This is a genomic window from Gordonibacter sp. 28C, assembly GCF_003339845.1.
Taxonomy (GTDB): domain Bacteria; phylum Actinomycetota; class Coriobacteriia; order Coriobacteriales; family Eggerthellaceae; genus Gordonibacter.
The window spans coordinates 81182-98649 of the sequence record NZ_PPTR01000014.1 but is presented as its reverse complement, the minus strand read 5'-3'; the positions used below and the strand labels follow the sequence as shown (position 1 = coordinate 98649).

At 65.9% G+C, this 17468-nt stretch carries 18 protein-coding genes; 11 read left to right on the top strand and 7 right to left on the bottom strand.

Features of this window, described 5'->3' with window-relative positions; all coding sequences use genetic code 11:
* The first annotated feature begins 225 nt into the window (after positions 1–225).
* From C1878_RS14480 to feoB, 6 genes are all read left to right on the top strand, one after another.
* Positions 226–609: a metal-dependent transcriptional regulator gene (locus C1878_RS14480; protein WP_114602323.1), complete on the top strand. Its 384-nt coding sequence runs from the start codon at positions 226–228 to the stop codon at positions 607–609.
* Between the two features lie 226 nt (positions 610–835).
* Complete coding sequence (locus C1878_RS14475; RefSeq protein WP_114602312.1) at positions 836–1543, top strand: response regulator transcription factor; 708 nt, start codon at positions 836–838, stop codon at positions 1541–1543.
* A gap of 311 nt (positions 1544–1854) precedes the next feature.
* A complete protein-coding gene (locus tag C1878_RS14470; RefSeq protein WP_114602311.1) occupies positions 1855–2772 on the top strand; it encodes an ABC transporter ATP-binding protein in 918 nt (305 codons plus the stop codon).
* Positions 2772–3545: an ABC transporter permease gene (locus C1878_RS14465; RefSeq protein ID WP_241963773.1), complete on the top strand. Its 774-nt coding sequence runs from the start codon at positions 2772–2774 to the stop codon at positions 3543–3545. Before C1878_RS14470 ends, C1878_RS14465 begins: the two co-directional genes overlap by 1 nt.
* A 15-nt stretch (positions 3546–3560) precedes the next feature.
* The gene (locus tag C1878_RS14460; protein WP_114602309.1) at positions 3561–4517 is read left to right on the top strand and encodes a sensor histidine kinase KdpD; all 957 of its coding nucleotides are present in this window, start codon (positions 3561–3563) and stop codon (positions 4515–4517) included.
* Positions 4518–4675: 158 nt separating this feature from the next.
* Positions 4676–7252: a ferrous iron transport protein B gene (gene feoB / locus C1878_RS14455; protein ID WP_114602308.1), complete on the top strand. Its 2577-nt coding sequence runs from the start codon at positions 4676–4678 to the stop codon at positions 7250–7252.
* A 126-nt stretch (positions 7253–7378) separates the two neighbouring features.
* On the opposite strand, the gene C1878_RS14450 is transcribed toward feoB, so the two are convergent.
* On the bottom strand, positions 7379–7657 hold the full coding sequence (locus tag C1878_RS14450; protein WP_114602307.1) for a ribbon-helix-helix domain-containing protein: 279 nt from the start codon (positions 7655–7657) through the stop codon (positions 7379–7381).
* A 4-nt stretch (positions 7658–7661) separates the two neighbouring features.
* On the bottom strand, positions 7662–7916 hold the full coding sequence (locus tag C1878_RS14445) for a hypothetical protein (RefSeq protein ID WP_114602306.1): 255 nt from the start codon (positions 7914–7916) through the stop codon (positions 7662–7664).
* Positions 7917–8358: 442 nt separating this feature from the next.
* On the opposite strand from C1878_RS14445, the gene ahpC reads away from it, so the two are divergent.
* The 3 genes from ahpC (at position 8359) to C1878_RS14430 (ending at position 10704) form a co-directional block, all read left to right on the top strand.
* On the top strand, positions 8359–8922 hold the full coding sequence (gene ahpC / locus C1878_RS14440) for an alkyl hydroperoxide reductase subunit C (protein WP_114602305.1): 564 nt from the start codon (positions 8359–8361) through the stop codon (positions 8920–8922).
* A gap of 123 nt (positions 8923–9045) precedes the next feature.
* Complete coding sequence (locus C1878_RS14435; protein WP_241963771.1) at positions 9046–9510, top strand: GNAT family N-acetyltransferase; 465 nt, start codon at positions 9046–9048, stop codon at positions 9508–9510.
* A 3-nt stretch (positions 9511–9513) separates the two neighbouring features.
* The gene (locus tag C1878_RS14430; RefSeq protein ID WP_241963770.1) at positions 9514–10704 is read left to right on the top strand and encodes a DUF3810 domain-containing protein; all 1191 of its coding nucleotides are present in this window, start codon (positions 9514–9516) and stop codon (positions 10702–10704) included.
* A gap of 153 nt (positions 10705–10857) precedes the next feature.
* On the opposite strand, the gene C1878_RS14425 is transcribed toward C1878_RS14430, so the two are convergent.
* Positions 10858–11388 carry a flavodoxin family protein gene (locus C1878_RS14425; protein WP_114602302.1) on the bottom strand — a complete coding sequence of 177 codons (531 nt, stop codon included), beginning with the start codon at positions 11386–11388 and terminating at the stop codon, positions 10858–10860.
* Positions 11389–11614: 226 nt separating this feature from the next.
* On the opposite strand from C1878_RS14425, the gene C1878_RS14420 reads away from it, so the two are divergent.
* Positions 11615–12202, top strand: a complete 588-nt coding sequence (locus tag C1878_RS14420; protein ID WP_114602301.1) for a hypothetical protein — start codon at positions 11615–11617, stop codon at positions 12200–12202.
* A 48-nt stretch (positions 12203–12250) separates the two neighbouring features.
* On the opposite strand, the gene C1878_RS14415 is transcribed toward C1878_RS14420, so the two are convergent.
* From C1878_RS14415 to C1878_RS14400, 4 genes are all read right to left on the bottom strand, one after another.
* On the bottom strand, positions 12251–13129 hold the full coding sequence (locus C1878_RS14415) for a HAMP domain-containing sensor histidine kinase (RefSeq protein WP_114602300.1): 879 nt from the start codon (positions 13127–13129) through the stop codon (positions 12251–12253).
* A 3-nt stretch (positions 13130–13132) separates the two neighbouring features.
* Positions 13133–14014: an ABC transporter permease gene (locus tag C1878_RS14410; protein WP_241963769.1), complete on the bottom strand. Its 882-nt coding sequence runs from the start codon at positions 14012–14014 to the stop codon at positions 13133–13135.
* Entirely contained in the window at positions 14007–14918 is a 912-nt protein-coding gene (locus tag C1878_RS14405) for an ATP-binding cassette domain-containing protein (RefSeq protein WP_114602298.1), read from the bottom strand. Before C1878_RS14405 ends, C1878_RS14410 begins: the two co-directional genes overlap by 8 nt.
* 121 nt (positions 14919–15039) lie before the next feature.
* Entirely contained in the window at positions 15040–15774 is a 735-nt protein-coding gene (locus C1878_RS14400; protein WP_241963768.1) for a response regulator transcription factor, read from the bottom strand.
* Positions 15775–16145: 371 nt separating this feature from the next.
* Between C1878_RS14400 and C1878_RS14395 the strand changes: the two genes are divergently transcribed.
* A complete protein-coding gene (locus C1878_RS14395) occupies positions 16146–17159 on the top strand; it encodes a DUF559 domain-containing protein (protein WP_114602297.1) in 1014 nt (337 codons plus the stop codon).
* The last annotated feature ends 309 nt before the right edge of the window (positions 17160–17468 follow it).

Sequence of the window (17468 nt, the reverse complement as noted above, 5' to 3'; positions counted from 1 at the left end):
GTATATGTGGCAACCTGGGAAGAATTGCCGGTTGTATGGACGCGACCATTATCAGCCCAAAGATCCACGGTCAAATGAGAAGACGATATGAAGTAGGGGCTCACAATGTTCTACTCATATCGTCTTTGCAGCGAAGACGCCGACCCCTCATGGAAGGCGGCGAGGCCGCCTCGACCCGCAGCGCGAGCCGGAGTCGGGCGGTCGACGACGAAAGGAACGGTGTTCGTGGAAAAGATATCCGTGTCTTGCGAGGACTACCTGGAGGCCATCGTCGTGCTCGGCGGGCTCGGGCACCATGCCGTGCGCTCCGTCGACGTGGCGGAGAACCTCGACGTCGCGAAGGCGTCGGTGAGCAAGGCCCTCTCGGTTCTGAAGGAAAAGGGCCTGGTCGACCAACCGCCCTACGGCGACATCACCCTGACCGAAGAAGGGCTGGAATACGGCACGCGGGTGCTCGACCGCCATCGGCTCCTGTTCAAGTTCATGACCGAGATGCTCGGTATCGACTCGGCCACCGCCGACGAAGAGGCCTGCAAGATGGAGCACGCCATGAGCGACGAGTCGTTCGCCAAGTGGAGCGCCTACGTCGACGGGCTCGAGCGCGGCTAGGCCTGGCTGCGGCGACCCGGGAGCCGTCAAGGGAGCCGCCAACAGCCTCGCTCCCTGTCCTGGTCGATCTTCAAAGCATCCTTTCGCTGCTTCCCGCATTCTCGTGCGATCCTGCCCCAGCCCCTTCGTTCTCGACGGGCCGCCCGTTTTCGCCGATAATGTGAGCGGCTTCAAGTCAACGAGGCGTGTGCGGGTTCTAGAGGCGCACGGAGAAAGGGCGGTCGACATGGACGCGTGCAGCATTCTCGTGGTCGAAGACGACCCGGACATCAACGCCCTGCTCGTCAAGATAATGGCGCGCGACGGCTTCTCGGTCGTCCAAGCGTTCTCGGGTACCGAGGCTTTGCTGCTTGTGGAGCGCGAGGCGTTCGACTTGGTTCTGCTGGACCTGATGCTGCCCGGCATGGACGGCGCCGACCTTGTCGCGCGCCTGCGCGGAGAGCGCGGGCTCGACGTGCCGGTCATCGTCGTGTCGGCGCGGGCGGCCCTTTCCGACAAGGTGGACATGCTGGCCCTGGGCGCGGACGACTACGTGGTCAAGCCGTTCGAGCCGGACGAGGTATCGGCGCGCGTGCGCGCCGTGCTGCGCCGCTACCGGGGCGCCGCGCGTGCGGGTGACGGCGGCACCGACGACGACCCGGTTTTCGTTCGCGGCGCTCTGCGCCTGGAGACGGCTGCGCGGCGCGTGACGCTCGACGGCGTCGAGCTCGCGCTCACCGCGCACGAGTTCGACATCCTGCACGTGCTCATGCAGGCGCCCGACAAGGTGTTCTCGCGCGAGCGCTTGTACGAGCTGGTGTGGAAGGCCGGCTACTACGGCGAGGAGAACGCCGTCAACGTGCACGTGAGCAACATCCGCAAGAAGTTGGCCGCCGTCGACTCGGACGGGGAGTACATCAAAACCGTCTGGGGCATCGGGTTCAAGCTGGCGTGAGAAACGCCCCGAAAGGGGGACGGTCCCCTTTCGTGTCCTAAAAGGGGACTGTCCCCTTTTAGGACATTGTGCCGTTTCGGGCGAGCGATCGGAGCGAGCGTAGTCGAAGGACCCCCGCAGCGGCAGCGGAGGGGCTCTTTGCCGACGGCGCGCTCGTCGTCACCGGGCGGGCATGCGCGTTCGGCGGTGTTCCCGAAACGCCGCGCCGCGCGCCTTTACGCTTTCCTTAGCCTTTCTTGAGGACTTATTAAGCGCCGCTGCCGTAAGGTTCCTCTATCATGAACGAGCGGAAGAAAGGGAGAACCTGTTCGATGGATGCAGTGATCGAGACGAAAGGGCTCACGAAGCGCTACGGGGCCTTCACCGCCTTGGACGACGTGGGCGTCACCGTGCGGCGCGGCGACGTGTTCGGATTGGTGGGCGACAACGGGGCGGGTAAGTCGACCTTGTTCAAACTGTTGTGCGGACTGGCGTTCCCCACGCAGGGGGAGCTGCGGCTGTTCGGCTCGCACGCTCCGCGCGACCTGGAGCGGCAACGGGCGCGGGTGGGCGCCATCATCGAGCAGCCCGGCTTCTATCCCGCCCTGAGCGTGGAGAAGAACCTGGAGTGCTGCCGCATCCAGAAAGGCGTTCCGGGCAAGGACCGCGTGGCTCGCGTGCTGGACGTCGTGGGGCTGACATACGCGAAGGGCTTTCGGTGCCGCGAGCTGTCCATGGGCATGAAACAGCGCCTCGGTCTGGCGATGGCGCTGATGGGAGAGCCGGAAGTGCTGATCTTGGACGAGCCGACGAGCGGTCTCGACCCCAGCGGCATCGTGGAGATGCGCACGTTCCTGCAGCAGCTCAACCGCGAGAAGGGCATCACCATCGTGGTGTCGAGCCACCATCTGGCCGAGCTCGAGCAGCTGGCCACCGTGTACGCCTTCCTCAGCCGCGGCCGTCTGGTCGAGCAGGTGAGCGCCCGAACGCTGCAGACGCGTTGCGCCGATTGCATCGACATCGGCGTGTCGGACCCGGCCCGCTACACGGTGCTGCTCGAGCGCGAACTGCGCCACGAGCGCTACCAGGTGCTGCCCGACGGCACGGTGCGCATCTTCGACCCCCAGGCGAGCGTCGAAACGTACAGCGCGCTCGCCAGCGCCCAGGGTTTGGGCGTTTGCAAGCTGGAGCGCCGGAAAATGTCGCTTGAGCAGTACTATCTTGAAATGAAGGAAAAGGGGGCTGCGTGATGCTGAACTATATGAAAGGCGAGTTCTACCGCATCGCGCGCGGCACCGAAGCGTACCTGCTCGTCGTCGCATTGGTTGTTGTCGTGCTGGCGGCGAACATCGTCCTGTACGTCATGACGTTCGTGGACCCCACGTTCCCCTACGCGACCGTCCATTTCTCGCTGAGCAACCTCCTGGGGATGTTCACCATGCTGTTCGCCCTGGCCGGGGTGCTCGTCGCCTTGCTGTACGCCGACGATCGGAAGAACGGCACGTGCAAGAACGCGATCGCCCACGGGTGCTCCCGCACGAGCCTTTTCGTCGGCAAGTGCATCGTTTCGGTTGCGGTGGGCCTCGCGTCCATGGCGGTGGTGCTGGTCGTCTACATCGGAAGCGCGGCGCTCTTGCTCGAAGGCCCCGTTGCCGAACCGGTGGGCGTCCTGCTCGCGGCTATTGCGGCCGGGCTGCCCTCCATCGTGGCCGCCGTCGTGCTCGCCGTCGCTTTGGACGGCTACTTCGCCAAAACGACGGCCGCCATCGTCGCCTGGATAGTCGTCGTGTTCGTCGTGCCCCAGGTGCTCGCGCTCGTCGGCCTGCGGATCGACCCGGTGGCCGTGCTCGCCAGCTGGCTACCGACCAACATCTTCGGAAACGAAGTCAACATGGCCTTTTTGGGCGGAGACTTCCCTTGGGACAAGCCGTTCGGCCTGGCAAGGTGCCTGATCGCCGGTTTCTCCGGCCTGGCCCTGTTCGCCGTCGCGGGCGTGTGGCGCGCCCGCAAGGTCGAGCTGTAGGCGAGGGGAGGGCGCATGGCGGATGCCCTGTTGACGGTTGCCCTGGTCTGCGCAATCGCGGCGGCGGTCTGGTTCGGCGTGCGCTATCTCCTGCTCAGGCGGTCGATTCGCCAAGTCGACCGCGAGCTGCGCGCCATCGTGGCGCAGCTGGAGGAGAACCGCATCGTGCGGCTGCCCCAGCCCGACCGCGATCTGGAGGCGCTGCTCGGCACCCTCAACGCGGCGCTCGACGGCATCCGTCGGCAGGGCGTGGAGCACGCCCGCCGCGAAGCCGATCTGAAAGCCCAGGTTGAGCATATCAGCCACGACCTGCGCACGCCCCTCACCTCCATCAGGGGGTATCTGGCGCTGGTGGACGAAGCGCGTCTGGACGACGGCACGCGCGCTTCGCTTGCCACGGTCAGGCGGAAGGCGTCCTCGCTCGAGCGCCTCGTCGCGCAGTTCTACGAGCTCTCGCGCCTCGAGGGCGACGGCGTTGAGCTGGAGTTGGGGGAGGTCGACGTCGGCCGCGCGCTGCGGGAGGCCGTGGCGGAGCAGTACCGGCTGCTTTCCGAACGGGGCCTGGACGTGCGCCTGTCCGTGCCGGAGCGCGCCGTGCCGGCCTGCGCGAACGAGGACGCGCTCGACCGCGTGTTCTCGAATCTGCTGCACAACGCGGGCAAGTACGCGAAGTCCGCGCTGGAGGTGTCGGTGCGGCAGACCGCCGAAGAGGACGGTCGTCGCGTGCTCGTCACGTTCGCCAACGACGCGGACGCGCTCGACGAGGATCAGGCGGAGCGCCTGTTCCAGCCGTTCTACACGGCGGACGGATCGCGGACGCAGGAAAGCTCCGGCCTCGGCCTCGCCATCGCGCGCCATCTGCTGGAGCGCATGGGCGGCGACATCGGCGCGCGTCTGGAGGACCGCGACGGCACGCAGTGGCTGCGCTTCGACATCGCGCTCGACGCGGGCGCCTTCCTCCCGTCCGACTGAAACGAGGCGCATTCGCTCCTCGATACACGAATCGTTCACCTTGGGAAACTTTCTCGTGCCATCCGGGCCGATTAGCGGTACTATGGTTCCCGAAAGTAAACGAAGGCTAACGGGGCCGGGCGAGGGGGATTCGCTGCGGCTGCGCGAGGAGACGAGACGTGGGCACCTTGAACAACCTGCCCATCGGGAAGACCGCCACGGTGGTGGCGGTGGGCGGCGATGGATCGCTGCGGCAGCACTTCCTGGACATGGGCATCATTCCGCAAGTCGACGTGACCATGGTGAAGCACGCTCCGATGGGCGATCCGGTGGAGGTGAGCATCCACGGCTACGAGCTCACGCTGCGCCTGGACGACGCCCGCAAGATCGAGGTGACCGACGAGCGCGACGCCGCGGCCGAGCGCACCGGCGGCCCTCGGGCGCGCCGCAGCTTCGCCGAGCGCGTGCCGCACCCGGGCCTGGGCGAGGGCGGCAAGTTCCACGACAAGGACGACGAGCAGCCGCTGCCCGAAGGCGAGCCGCTCACGTTCGCGCTCGTGGGCAACCAGAACTGCGGCAAGACCACCCTGTTCAACCAGCTCACCGGAGCGAACCAGCACGTGGGCAACTTCCCCGGCGTCACGGTGGACCGCAAGGACGGAACCATCCGAGGCCATGCGGAGGCGAACGTCACCGACCTGCCGGGCATCTACTCCATGTCGCCGTACTCCAGCGAGGAGGTGGTCACCCGCCGGTTCCTGCTGGACGAGCAACCGCGCGGCATCATCAACATCGTGGACGCCACGAACGTGGAGCGCAACCTGTACCTCACCATGCAGCTTTTGGAGCTGGGCGTTCCCATGGTGGTGGCGCTGAACATGATGGACGAGGTGGAGGGCAACGGCGGCACCATCCGCGTGAACGAGATGGAGAAGCTGCTGGGCGTTCCCGTGGTGCCCATCTCGGCTTCGAAGAACGAGGGCATCGGCGAGCTGGTGGACCACGCGCTGCATGTCGCGCGCTTTCAAGAGCCGCCCGTCCACCAGGACTTCTGCGCGGCCGACGAGCACGGCGGCGCGGTGCACCGCTGCCTGCACGGCATCATGACCCTCGTGGGCGACCACGCCGAGCGTGCCGGCATCCCCGTGCGGTTCGCCGCCAGCAAGCTGGCCGAGGGCGACGGGCTCGTGCTGGAGAAGCTGCACCTCGATCCGAACGAGCGGCACATGCTCGAGCACATCGTGCGCCAGATGGAGGTGGAGCGCGGCTTGGACCGCGCGGCGGCCATAGCCGACATGCGGTTCGCCTTCATCGGGAAGGTGTGCGACGAGTGCGTGGTGAAGCCGCGCGAGAGCCGCGAGCACGCGCGCAGCGCCCGCATCGACCGGCTGCTCACCGGCACGTTCACGGCCATCCCCGCGTTCGTGGCCATCATGGCCATCGTGTTCTGGCTTACGTTCAACGTGGTGGGCGCGTGGCTGTCGAGCGTGTTGGACGCCGGCATCGGGTGGCTCACCGACGTGGTGGCGAACGGGCTGGCTGCGATGCAGGTCAACGAGGTGCTGCAATCGCTGGTCATCGACGGCGTGTTCAACGGCGTGGGCAGCGTGCTCAGCTTCCTGCCCACCATCGTCACGCTGTTCTTCTTCCTGTCGCTTCTGGAGGACTCGGGCTACATGGCGCGCGTGGCGTTCGTCATGGACAAGCTGCTGCGCAAGATAGGGCTGTCGGGCCGCAGCATCGTGCCCATGCTCGTGGGCTTCGGCTGCACCGTGCCGGCCGTCATGGCGTCGCGCACGCTGCCCTCCGAGCGCGACCGCAAGATGACGGTCATGCTCACGCCGTTCATGAGCTGCTCGGCCAAGCTGCCCATCTACGCGTTCTTCACGGCGGCGTTCTTCCCGGCCACCGGCGCCATCGTCATGGTGGGGCTGTACTTCGGCGGCATCGTCGTGGGCGTGCTGGCCGCGCTCGTGATGCGCAAGGGCATGTTCTCGGGCGAGGCCGTGCCCTTCGTCATGGAGCTGCCGAATTACCGCATGCCCAGCGCCCGCAACGTGGGCCAGCTTCTGTGGGAGAAGGCGAAGGACTTCCTGGAGCGGGCGTTCACCATCATCTTCGTGGCCACCATCGTCATATGGTTCCTGCAGATGTTCGACTTCGGGCTGAACGTGGTGGCCGACTCGGCCGACAGCATGCTGGCCGTGGTGGCGGGTTGGATCGCGCCGGTGTTCGCGCCGCTCGGCTTCGACGATTGGCGCATCTCCACGGCGCTGGTCACGGGCATCATGGCGAAGGAGAGCGTGGTGTCCACGCTGTCGGTGCTGTTCGGGTCGACGGCGGCCCTGGTGGCGGCCATCACGCCGCTGGCGGCGCTGGGGCTTTTGGTGTTCTGCCTGCTGTACACGCCGTGCGTGGCGGCCATCGCCTCGGTGAAGCGCGAGCTGGGCGGGCGCTGGGCGCTGGCCATGGTGTTCGGGCAGTTCGCCGTGGCCTGGGTGGCCGCGCTCGCGGTGCGCGGCGTGGGGCTGTTCCTCGAGCTGCCGGCGGGGGACGTGTGGACCGTCGCGGTCGGCCTCGCGGTCGCGCTGGCCGTCGTGCTGGTGGTGCGGCGCATGGTGCGCCGGCGCCGCGCCGGCGTGGGCGGATGCGGCGGCTGCTCCGGATGCGCCGCGCCCTCGTGCGACGGCTGCGCGCAGGCCCCGGCCAAGGCGAAGCTTCCCGACGAGGGTCTGGCGGAAACCCGGCCGCGGTAGGCGGGGGCTCCGCGTGGCTTTCTCGAGGGTTGGTGAGCGGGTTGTACCACGGCACACGAGGACGGTCGAACCCGAAAGCCGGGAAGTTGGCACGGCCATAATCACGGCCGCGCCATGCTCGCAATGCTAACTCGCGGCCAACGTGCGCTCGGCTTTCTCCATGGCAGCATCGCGCAGGAAGCTGGAGCGGCTTTCTCCGGTAGCCTCGGCGGCCCGGTTGATGGTTTGCGCCATGGAACGCGGAACCTTGAACGAGATCACTTCCAGCGGCTCGTGGGAGAGGCGAGGGCGACCCACCACGAGTTTGCCCGGTTTGCTAGGGAATTCTCCGCGTTCGAACGCGTCGGCGATGCGCTCGAGATCATCGTCGGTCACCACCGCGCCGCTTTTCAACGTGTACTCCATGTTGCTACCTCCTTCCGTACCCGAGCTCTTTCTTGAACTTCTTCGTTGCCGGCGTTTTCGCGTGGATCAGCAGCAACGTGCCGTCGGCCAGTACCGCAGCGACGAGCTCTACCTCGCGGCCTTTGCCGTCGAAACCCAAAGCCACCCAGTAATCGTCGCCTCGCGGTCTCTTCCTTGCAAAGTTGTTCCACGCGTACGCGACATCCTCTTTGGTGAGCCCGTGCTTAAGGGAATGCGGGTGCACGATGATATCGTCCATACCCGTCCTTCCTTTAGTACTACTTTAAAGTACTACTAAAATAGTGGTTGGTCAAGTTTGCTGCAGGTGCAATGAGCGGCAGGGGGCGCCTCGTTCCGATCTTAGCTGCTGCTGTTCGCAGCATATCACTGTTGATCTGCGGATTTGTCTCACGGACCTTGCATGGACCTTACACGGATCCGCCGCGGATCTTACGCGGCAGGTCAAGCGGCCGCTTAGGCTGGCTGTCGGCAAAACGTCCGATCCTGGTTTTGGAGATTTTCGGCAGGAATCTTTAAATGCTATTCAAAAAGTATCAAATATGAGAAAGTAAGCACAAGATAACAAATGCGGCGAGCAAGGCGGGTGTGCTGCGGATCGCGAAGACATGCGCCGTCAGGCGTTTCGCAGGTCGCAGACAGCCGCCCGACCAGCTCGTCGAAGACGCGAAGGAGCGAGCAACATGTCCATGATCAACCGCGAGATCGACGATTTCTCCGTCCAGGCGTTCTCGAACGACGACTTCAAAACCGTCACGAAGGACGACGTGCTGGGCCACTGGAGCGTGTTCTTCTTCTATCCGGCCGACTTCACGTTCGTGTGCCCGACCGAGCTGGAGGACCTGGCGGCCCTCTACGACCAGTTCCAGGCCGCCGACTGCGAGATCTACTCCGTGTCCTGCGACACGCATTTCGTGCACAAGGCGTGGCACGACGCCTCCGAGAACATCAAGAACCTGCCGTACCCGATGCTCGCCGACCCCACGCACAAGCTGGCCGACATCTTCGACGTGTACATCGAGGAGGACGGCGTGGCCGAGCGCGGCAGCTTCATCGTGAACCCCGAGGGCAAGATCGTGTGCTACGAGGTGAACGCGGGCAACATCGGCCGCAACGCCGCCGAGCTGCTGCGCCGCGTGCAGGCGAGCCAGTTCGTGGCCGAGCACGGCGACTCCGTGTGCCCCGCGCGCTGGGTGCCGGGCTCCGAGGTGCTGCACCCGGGCATCGACCTGGTGGGCAAGCTGTAAGGCGGGCGCAGTCGAACCCGTTTCGGCGATAGCTCGTCGCGAACGCGGCCTCGGGCATGCCCGAGGCCGCACTGCGCTATCATGGGAACGAACTCCCCAGTCGACGAAAGGACGCCCGTGGACGTGGCCCTCAGACCGTTCGAAGACGAAGACGTGCCCCGTTTGCGGCGGTGGCTTGCCGCCGAGCACGTGCGCCCGTGGTTCGAGCATCCAGACGCTTGGATCGAAGAGGCGGAGGGCCGTCAAGGCGCGTTCTCGTGGATCCGCCACTTCGTCATCGAAGCCGACGGCGCGCCTGCGGGCTTTTGCCAGTACTACCCGTTCGCGCGCGGCGGCGAGGATTGGAACGGGACGCAGCCTGCCGAAGGATCGTACAGCTTGGACTACCTGGTGGGGGAGGCTGCCTTTCTGCGCTGCGGCGTCGCCTGCGCGGCCCTTGAACTCCTGGTCGAGCGCATCGCCGCCGAGCCGGACGCCGAGCGCGTTATCGTGCAGCCCGATTCTGGAAACGAAGCCTCTCGCGCGCTGCTTCGTGCGGCAGGTTTTTCCTACGACGAGTCCGACGACCTGTTCGTGCTGGAGGTCTAGCTCGTGGATCGTCGGGAAGGCGGGCGGCGCCGCGCTGCGGACGGTGGCGAGAAAAAGTTCCTGCTCAAGCGGATGCTGCTCATCCCGCTCGGCGTGGTCGCCCTGGCGGCGACCTTGCTCGCCCAGGGCCATCCCGATTGGGCGGAGGCGTACGGCAGGACGGTGTACCCCGCGCTGTCCTCGGCGGTGGGTTTCCTGCCGTCGCTCGTGGGCTTCTCGGTTGCCGAGTGGGCTGCGGGTTTGTTCCTGCTGTTCTGCCTGGGCTACGTCGCGTACTACGTCCGCAAGATCGTCGTGGGCAAAGGCGAGCGCGGTTTGATCGCGTACCGCGCTGTCATGGGGGCGGTCGCGATAGCCTGCGTCGCGTTCTTCTCCTTCACCGCGTTATGCGGGCTGAACTACCATCGGCACACCTTTTCCTCGTACACCGGCTACGATGCGGAGATGGCCGACATCGATGCGGTCGAGCGGCAGGAGGAGCTCGAGCGCCTCGCCGCGTCGCTCGCCGAGGGCTTGGGACGGGAGCGCGCGGAGCTGGGCGTCGACGCCGACCTGTTCGCTGCCCAGCCGGGCGAGTTCGAGCGTTACGCGCGGGAGTCGGTGGCGGCCATGCGCGCGCTGGCCGAGCGCTATCCCGTGCTGGAGCGGCCGCTGTACTCGCCGCCCAAGCCCGTGCTCGCCTCCAAGCTCATGTCGTACGCCAACATCGGCGGCATGTTCTTCCCCTTCACCATGGAGTCGAACATCAACGTGGACAACCCGTTCTTCTCGGTCCCCGGAACCATGGCGCACGAGCTGGCGCACCAGTGCGGCTTCATGCGCGAGGACGAGGCCAACTTCATCGCGTATCTGGCCTGCAAGGAGTCCGGCGACGCGCTCATGCGCTACAGCGGGCTTTTGCTGGCGTACGACAACGCCATGGGCGCGCTACGGAAGGTCGATCCGGAGGCGGCGTCGCGGATCGCGGCCGGCCTCGCGCCCGCGGTGCAGCGCGACTTGGCCCAGCGCGCGCAGCACTGGGCGCAGTACGAGGGTCCGGTGCAGGACGCCTCCAACGCCGCGAACGACGCGTACCTCAAGGCGAACAACCAGTCCGACGGCATGCAAAGCTACGGGCGCATGGTCGACCTGCTGCTGGCCGAGCAGAGGGCGGAGGCGAACGATCCCGTCGACGCGCAAGGCGAGCTTTCCTAGGCGGAGCGGCTCGCGGCAACCGGGGGGGGGGGATGGCGGACTTGCTGCGGAAGCGGCCCCGCCGCCTCGCAAAGGAGGCCGTGTCGAGACGGCGGCCTCGACACGGCCTCCTTCTGATCGTCCGCTCGACGGCGGCGTCGTCGCGATGGGCAGCTATGCGAACGTCCGCCCGAACTCCCGCGCGCCGTCCAAATAGCCCGTGTCCTTGATGGAGCCGCGGCCGTTCATGCCGGGAGCGGTGAACGTGCCCTTGTTCTCCCACTCCAGATAGCCGCAGATGTCGGCGAGCTGCGCCTCGGCCGCGGCATACACGCCCGGCGAGCCGGAGTCCAGCAGAAACGCGAACGCCTTGATGGAGAAGCCTTTGCGGGCGCGCGCGTACAGGCGGTCGATGAAGCACTTCGATTGCGCCGACACGTCGAACCAGTAGATGGGCGACGCCACCACGAGGGCGTCGGCCGCGTCCACGTCGGCCAGAAGCTCGTTCATAGCGTCCTTCTGCACGCACGTTCCGTCGTGCGCGAAGCAGTACTCGCAGGCCAGGCACGGCTCCACCTTGTGCTCGTGCAGGTGCCGCACCGTCACGTCGTGCCCGGCCTCTTGCGCGCCCTCCGCGAACGCGGAGGCCATGAGGTCGGTGTTCGATCCCTTGCGCGGACTTCCCGTCACCACCAGAATGTTCATGGGCGTTCCTTTCTCGCCAAACGTCTTCGGACCTCTCCCGCATTGTACGTCTTTGCGTGAGGATTCGCATCGTTGGCGATCGGAATCGTGACGGTTCGCCGTTGCGTCCGATATTCTGCCGAAGGTGGTGTATAACGGGAGCTGCGAAGGAGCGAGGGCCACGTTGAAAGTCGTTCGGCTCTTGCGCGGAAAGCGCGGTGCGGTCGAGCGTAGGAGGCGACGAGCAATGGAATCCACCGTTCCCGGAACCTTGGTTTGGGGCCATGCGGCCCTGGCCGTGTGCGCGGCGTTGTACTTGGCATGGTGGTGGGTGTTCTTCAACCCCGCGCTGCCGAAAGCGACCGGGGCAATGTACGCCGTGGGCGTCGGCTTCATCTTGGGCGCGGTTGCAGGCGGCATCGCGGCGATCGTGCTTTTGGCGATGGGCCTCGGCGCGCTCGCGGGGTCGGGCGCGGGCGTCGGCGCGGCGCCGGGCTGGGCGTTCGCCGTGGGCGGCGTGGCGGCCTATGCGGTGCTGGCGTTCGTGACCGTGCGCTTCTTCCAGCGGCCCGTCACCACGGAGCTCTTGCTGTTCGTCCTGTGGGCGGCTCTCGAGCTGGCCGTGGCGAACGCGCTGCTGGGCGCAGGGGCGCTGCCCCTAGGAGCGTTCTGGACAATCGCCGCCGTCATAGCGCTTGTCACGGTGGCGAACCTCGTGTGCTACGTGTTGTACTTCCACTTGCCGCCGTTGGCTTCTTTCGTCGACGGGGCCGTGCCCCTCGCCGTCGTCGGCGTGTTCGCGGCCGTCTTTGCCGTGCTCATCGCGCGCCTGTAGGGTGGCGCTTCTTCCTGCAGCGGCCGGATCCGGCATCGGGGAAACGCGCTACTCGGGGAACGCCAATGCTATGGACAGCACGTCGCCGTCGAGCCGGGCGGACACGGTTATGCCGAGCGCCTTTGCCAGCTGCTCGACGATGGCCAGCCCCAGGCCGCTTCCCTCGCCGGTGCGGGCGGCGCTGCCCTGGTAGAACCGCTCGAACAGGCGCTCGACGTTCACGTCCTGGGGGTTCGCCACGCGGTTCGAGAACGCGACCGTGCGCCCGCTCTGCACGATGCTCGGCGCGTCGCTGCCGTAGCGCAGCGCGTTCACTGCCAGGTTGCGGAAGATGCGCGCCAGCGCGTCGACATCCGAAGGGGCAACGAGTGGCTCGTTTTCCAGCTCGATGGAGGGTGTCCATCCGCGCTCCTTGAACGCGGTGTAGAGCGATGCGAGTGATTCCGCCAGCACGTCGTTCACGTTCACGGGCTCGCGCTCGATGCGATGGTCGGGATCCTGCACCTGGGCGTAGGCGTACAGCTGGTCGAGCAGGCTCGCCACGTCGTCGAGCCGCCGTCCCACCACGTCGAGGTAGCGCGCTCGCAGCGCCTCGTCCTCCTCGACGGCCACAAGTTGCGCGTAGCCTTGCGCGCCGGCCAGAGGCGTGCGGATGTCGTGCGAGAGGTAGGTGAGCCCGCGGCGCAGGTCGCGTTTGCCCTCTTCGGCCGCTATCCGCTCGCCTTGATGGCGGTCCAGCTGACGGTTGACGGCTTGCCCCAGGCGCACGAACCCGCGTGTGTGCACCGACACCGTGACGCGGGCGTTGCTCTGCGTGTCGCGGTCCACCAGGAACCGCGCGATGGCGCGCAGCTCCCGTTCCGAACGGACGAGTTGGACCGTCAGCGCGACGACGGCGACGGCGAGCAGGGCGACCGCTATTTCCATAGTCTAGATATCTTTCTTTTGAAGGGCGACGGCGCTCAGCACGGCGCCGAGCACGATGAACGCCAACCCCACGACGGCCACGTGCACCGAGCTCAGGCCGCCCGCTACGTCCAGACCTTGGCCGAGCGAGGCCATGCAGGAGCTCAGCGTGAAGTCGGCGAGGTGCTTCAGATTGGGGAACAGCAGCAGGATGCCTTGGATAATGCTCGTGACCAGGCCAGTGGACAGCAGCACGCCCGCCACGATGCCCACCGCCATCTTGCGCGTCAGCCATACGAACAGCGCCGTGAGCATGCCGAATCCGGCGGTCACGAACGTCACGAGCACGCCCCACAGCAGGAAGTCGGGCAGGGGGGTGGGGGCGAGGTCGAGCCCGAACACGGCCGCCGACGCGAGCGACGCCGCCAAGGCCACCGCGACGAACACCGCGGCCAGCACGACGATCTCGACGACGCGAGCGCCGAGAAACGCCAGGCGGTTCGGTTGCACGGTGAACACGTTCTTGCTGAAGCCGGTTTCGAATTCGGACGCCAGGAAGATGGACAGGAAGATGGCGAACATGACGGTGAGCGCCCCACCGTTCAGAAACAGCCTGCCGATATAGGCGATCTGCGTGATGCCCCCGGACAGCATGGCGAGCGCGGCGTCCACGTCGGCGTAGTCGCCCGCATCGAGGCCGCCCGGACTGGAGGTGATCGAGAGCTTGAAGCCCGAACGGGCCGCCACGTCGCTGGCCGACTGCATCGATTGCATGAATTCGGGGCTCGTGACGACGCTCATCATGCCGGTGGCCAGTGCCGCCGTGCCCACGATGATGGCCAGGAATATCCAGAACGACTTGCCGTGGACGAGGCGGTACACGTCCATTCTCATGATATTAACCACGGTACTCAGCCCCCATCATCTCAACGAAAAACTCTTCCAGGTCGCGCTTGTGGGCGTACAGGCCCTGAACGGCGATGCCCGCCTCGTTCAGCGTCGAGCCGATCTCGCCAGCGTCCACGCTGCCGTACATGCGGATGGACGCGTCGGGCATGGATTGGAACCGCAGGGCGGGGAACCGCTCCTGCAGCACGGCCAGGGCGAGCGTCGGGTTCGCGGCATCGAGGCGCAGGAAGTCGCTGCACTCCTGGTCGACGTCGGCAGCCGACATCTCGCGCACCATGCGGCCCTCGCGGATGACGCCGTAGCGCGTGGCCATCTTGCCCAGCTGCTCCAGCACGTGCGAGCTCACCACCACCGTGATGCCGCGTTGGTCGTTGAGGTGCATGATGAGCTGGCGCACCTCGCGCGCTCCCTCGGGGTCCAGCCCGTTGAGCGGCTCGTCCAGCAGCAGCAGGTCGGGGTCGCCCAGAAGCGCGAGCGCCAAGCCCAGGCGCTGCTTCATGCCCATGGAGAAGTTCCGGGTCTTCTTCGAGCCCGCAGCCCCCAAGCCGGTGAACGCCAGCAGGTTCTGCACTTTGGTCTTCGGGTCGACGAGCCCCAGCGCGAGCGCCTTCAGCATCATGTTGTCGTAGGCGGTCATGGATCCGTACAGGCCCGGCGCCTCGATGAGCGTTCCGATGCGTCGCGACGTGCCCGCCTCCTTCGGCTCCGTTCCGAACACCCGCACCTCTCCGCCGCTGGGGGCGGCAAGTCCTGCGAGCATCCTCATCACCGTCGTCTTGCCGGCGCCGTTGCGGCCCACGAACCCGTAGACGTCGCCTTGGTTCACGTGCATGTCGAACTGGTCGACGGCCGCCCGGCCGCCGAAGGTCTTCACGAGCCCGTGCGTCTCGATTACGTTCACGCTGCGCTCCTTCCGTATCGTCGTTTTCCCCACGTCCACCACGATACGGAAAAGATGTTCAGCAATCCGCTCGGAAATGGTTAAGAAAGGGTAAAGATCGCTGGAGCTGCCGGTCCGCTCATCAGTCCGCCAGTTTGAATCCGATGCCCCACACCGTCTCGATGTACCCTTCGGTGCCGGTGGCCTTCAGCTTGCCGCGAATGTTGCTGATGTGCACGTTCACGGCCTTCTCCTCCACGAAGCATTCCTCGTTCCAGGCCGCCCTGAACAGGTCCTGTTTCGTGAACACCTTCTTGGGCCGGCGCACCAGCGTCTCGACGATGTCGTACTCCAGGCGCGTGAGCTTCACCGGCGCGCCGGCGACGACGAGGGTGCGCGCCTCGGTGTCGAGCACCCACTCTTTGAAGCGCAGCGTGGCGCTGCTGCGGCCGGCGCCGCGGGCGGCGTGGCGCAACTGCACGGCGATGCGTGCATGCAGCTCGTCCAGATCGAAGGGTTTGGCCAGGTAGTCGTCGGCACCCAGCTTCAGCAGCTCCACTTTGTCGTTCGTGCCGGTGCGGGCCGACACGACGATGATGGGCGCGTCGCTGCGGTTGCGGATCTCGCGAACGAGGTCCTCGCCGGACGCGCCCGGCAGCATGAGGTCGGTGATGACGAGGTCGAAAGGCGCTTCGCCCTCCAAGGCCGCCGCCTTCAGCAGCAAACGGGCCTCGCTTCCCGAGAACGCCTGCTCGCATGCGTAGCCCGCCTTCCGAAGCGAGGTGGCCATCACGTCGTTGATGTCGATGTCGTCCTCGATGACGAGGATGCGCGCGTTGTCTTCCATATGGCTATTGTAGCGGAACAGGGAGAGCACGGACGCTCGTTTTCGCATACCGAGCGAAGCGGGGTGCTCGCGTTCGTACTGCAGTCGGCACGGAAATCACCGATTCCCTGCAGGTTTGGCGGGAAGGACTCGTAGGAAAACGTGCGAACGGCATCTCTTCCCGACGTTTTCCCAGATCGCGAAAGATGCGAATGACGCTTGACCCTTCTCGAAGACGCTTCGACGCAGAGGATCGGTGATTTTCGTGCCGCGCGTCGCATCTTGCTGCTAGAATAGCGCTATCAAAGAGCCAGTGCAGGCGCTCTTCGCCCGGCGAAGCAGCCCATTGCGGAAACGGTGCCCTCGCTTCCCCTACCACGCTTGCAAGATCCTCTGAGCAACGGGCTTGCAGGGGAGGTTCCATGCCTGCTTCCATCTCGCGCGCGAACGAGGGTCCGCGCATATTCTTCGGGTACGAAACGGCTTTGCGGATACTGCGCCAGGTTCAACCTGCGGCGCTTCTTCCGGTGAAGGGGAGGTCTTGCGTTCTGCCCGACTGCGCGCCGTCCGCAGACGAGGTCGAAGCTGCGGTCGGTCGTCTGGAGGCCGCCTACCCGGGGCTTGCCATTGAAGGCCCCTGGCACGTCCTTGTCGGGGGCGCCGTGCGGCACCGGGCCTCGCGGACTTGCCGGTGGCATGCCTGCACCGCGTCCCTTTTGGGTGCGTCGTTCTATCAGCTGGAGGACGGCGTGTTCGCCAGCGTGCCGGCCCTCGCCTTTGCGCACGAGGCGACTCGGGAGAAAAGCGCGGTTGCCCTGCTCGAGCTGGGCTACGAATTATGCGGAACGTACCAGACCAAGCGTACGGGTCCCTCGTCCGCCTACGACGTGGTTCCGCTTGCTTCCGTGCGGGAACTCGGAGACTACGTGGCGCTGAACCCTTCGGTTTACGGCGCCCGCAAGGTCGCCCGCATCGTCCGCTATCTTGTCGACGGCTCCGCTTCGGCGCGCGAGACGAAGCAGGCTCTCGTCCTCGGGCTGCCGCACAGGCACGGGGGCTACGGTCTGGGAATCCCCCATATGAACTACGAAGTGAAGGCGAGCAGGGCCGCGCGGGCGATTTCCGGGAAGAGGTCCTTTCGTGCCGATCTTTGCTGGCCCGAAAACAAGCTGGATGTGGAGTACCAGAGCAAGGAGTGCCACGAGGGGGAGCTCGTCCGCATTGCGGACTCGAGAAGGACGAACGCCCTGATGTCCATGGGCTGGACCGTGGTGGGCGTCACGAACGACGAGCTGGACAGTTTCGCTGCGACCGAGACGATAGCGTACACGTTGAGACGGCATCTGGGGAAGCACTCGCAGATTCGCGCCACGAACTACCATGCTCGCAAGCTGAAGCTCAGGAGACAGCTGGGGTTGCCGGTGGGGTACGAGTAAACGGCCGCGCGCAGTCGCGCACGAGTCGCTTGCGGCGCTGAAACGAGGTCCGCGTCCTCGGCGGGACCTCGCGGCGTCGCGCCAGGGGTCCGTGGCACAGTAATTACAGATTCTCTGCAAGTTTGGAGGCGAAAGCACGCCGACGATGCGCTTCTTTCTGCCCTCTTCGGGGTTTCCCCTGATCGCGAATCTTGGGCGAAAAGCGTATCCCTCTAGAAAGCAGGTTGGATGCAAAGAATCTGCCATTACTGTGCCAAGTTGGCTGGGACGGGGTGCCGGAGGCGGTACGAAGGCCGGGCGGAGCGATGT

Excerpts from the sequence above, each read along its gene's own strand:
- C1878_RS14475 (WP_114602312.1), top strand. The coding sequence starts at position 836 with ATGGACGCGTGCAGCATTCTCGTGGTCGAAGACGACCCGGACATCAAC.
- C1878_RS14470 (WP_114602311.1), top strand. The coding sequence starts at position 1,855 with ATGGATGCAGTGATCGAGACGAAAGGGCTCACGAAGCGCTACGGGGCC.
- C1878_RS14465 (WP_241963773.1), top strand. The coding sequence starts at position 2,772 with ATGCTGAACTATATGAAAGGCGAGTTCTACCGCATCGCGCGCGGCACC.
- C1878_RS14460 (WP_114602309.1), top strand. The coding sequence starts at position 3,561 with ATGGCGGATGCCCTGTTGACGGTTGCCCTGGTCTGCGCAATCGCGGCG.
- C1878_RS14450 (WP_114602307.1), bottom strand. The coding sequence starts at position 7,657 with ATGGAGTACACGTTGAAAAGCGGCGCGGTGGTGACCGACGATGATCTC.
- C1878_RS14445 (WP_114602306.1), bottom strand. The coding sequence starts at position 7,916 with ATGGACGATATCATCGTGCACCCGCATTCCCTTAAGCACGGGCTCACC.
- ahpC (WP_114602305.1), top strand. The coding sequence starts at position 8,359 with ATGTCCATGATCAACCGCGAGATCGACGATTTCTCCGTCCAGGCGTTC.
- C1878_RS14425 (WP_114602302.1), bottom strand. The coding sequence starts at position 11,388 with ATGAACATTCTGGTGGTGACGGGAAGTCCGCGCAAGGGATCGAACACC.
- C1878_RS14420 (WP_114602301.1), top strand. The coding sequence starts at position 11,615 with ATGGAATCCACCGTTCCCGGAACCTTGGTTTGGGGCCATGCGGCCCTG.
- C1878_RS14415 (WP_114602300.1), bottom strand. The coding sequence starts at position 13,129 with ATGGAAATAGCGGTCGCCCTGCTCGCCGTCGCCGTCGTCGCGCTGACG.
- C1878_RS14395 (WP_114602297.1), top strand. The coding sequence starts at position 16,146 with ATGCCTGCTTCCATCTCGCGCGCGAACGAGGGTCCGCGCATATTCTTC.